This is a genomic window from Mesorhizobium sp. WSM4841, assembly GCF_055811515.1.
This window is the reverse complement of the sequence record NZ_JBVVQC010000078.1, coordinates 1-1743: the sequence shown is the minus strand read 5'-3', so window position 1 is coordinate 1743 and position 1743 is coordinate 1. Positions and strand designations below refer to the sequence as shown.

Annotated in this window: 1 protein-coding gene; it reads left to right on the top strand. The window is 61.0% G+C overall.

Annotation, left to right across the window (positions count from 1 at the left end; translation table 11 throughout):
- Positions 1-77: 77 nt before the first annotated feature.
- On the top strand, positions 78-1244 hold the full coding sequence (locus tag AC0L14_RS34675; protein ID WP_473752217.1) for an IS110 family RNA-guided transposase: 1167 nt from the start codon (positions 78-80) through the stop codon (positions 1242-1244).
- Positions 1245-1743 lie beyond the last annotated feature (499 nt).

The following is a 1743-nucleotide window of genomic DNA, read 5'->3' as shown; positions in this document are numbered from 1 at the left end:
AGCGCTGTAGATGCTATGGGCGGCGGCGAGCGTGTGGCACCCTCGACGCTGTTGAGCAGCTACCTAAGGAGCGCCCCATGTCACCATCCTTTGATGCAAGCAAATCCCTTACCGCCCTTGATCAGGACAGCACGCTGGTCGCAGTGATTGAGATGAGCCAGACAAAGTGGCTCATTGCTGCGACGGTCCCTGGCTTTGAACGTAACCCTCTCAAGAAGCTCGATGCCGACCCGGATTCGGTGTTCAGGCTGTTGCGCCGCTGGCGCAGCGAAGCCATCCAAGCCGGGCGTGAAGTCCGGCGCATCGTTGTCGCCTATGAGGCTGGACGCGACGGCTTTTGGTTGGCGCGCTGGCTCCAGGCGCGCGCTGTCGAAGCTTATGTCATACATCCATCGAGCGTCGCGGTTTCCCGTGAACATCGGCGTGCCAAGACCGATCGCCTCGATACCGAACTGCTGATGCGCGCCTTTCTTGGCTGGCTGCGGGGGGAGAAGCGCCACTGCAGCATGGCAGCCATCCCAACCATCAATGAGGAGGAGGCCCGCCGTCCGAACCGTGAACGAGACAGTCTCGTCCGCGAACGTACACGGATCGTCAACCGCATCAAGGCAATCCTCGCTCGCTTCGGCATTCGCGCCTTCAAACCCAATCTGCGCAAAGCTGCCGAGAAACTGGAGGCTCTGCATACGGCGGAAGGTATGCCCCTACCGGAACGAAGCCGAGCCGAGTTGCGCCGTAATCTCGGACGGCTTCACCTGTTGCGTGAACAAATCCACGAGATCGAACAGGAGCGGTTGCGGCAGCTCTCGGTGGTTCCGGACACGGAGAAGGGTCCGCTCGCGATGGTTCGCCTTCTTGCGCGGATCATCGGTGTCGGTATCGAGACTGCGGACATGCTGGTGAATGAGATTCTCTCACGCGGCCTGCGTGATCGGAGAGCCGTCGCCCGCTATGCCGGACTTACCGGGGCGCCGGATGAGAGCGGCCAACGCAGGCGCGAGAAAGGTCTTGCGCGGGCCGGCAACGCTCGCGTCCGCTACGGCATGATCCTACAGGCTTGGCGGTTCCTCCAATTCCAAAAAGACAGCGCGCTGGCGCACTGGTTTTGCGCGAGAACGGCCGATGGCCGTGGCGGTACGCGCAAGACAATGATCGTGGCTTTGGCGCGCAAGCTACTGATTGCCTTCTGGCGACTTGTCACGACCGGCGAGATCCCGACGGGAGTAGCCCTGCGTCCGGTATAAAGCATGGAGGAGCGTTTGACAGGACGAGCATTGAAGTTTGGCAGCTGCAATAGCGTCTGCCGATAACGATCCGAGGTGGTGGTGATCCCGGTCGCTCACATGGCTTACGACGCCGCGCTGTAGAATGGGCCCACCGCCCGGAGCTTCGCCGCCGATGCGTATGGCTGCATCATGGTTTTTGATCCGCGAGGATCAACCGCATACAAGCTTGCGGCGCGTTTACGGCGCCTGATGGCGAGCTCCCCTCGGTTTGCAAGTTATAGACCTCTACGAACAGGCACCTGCCGGCTCAATGTAACGCTGCCGCCGTGCTCGTGACCATCAAGGGCAAGTCGCTTCGCGATGGCCAAAGGCCCACCCTTGACCGTCACTGCGCGCGGCGCCCCAATGAATCCCGGAGCCAAAGCAGGAACAAATGGGGCGCCACAGCTGAACAAGGAGACGGAACGACTGAAAGATCACCTTGACAAAGATTAGCCCATACAAGCGAGCGAGCGGC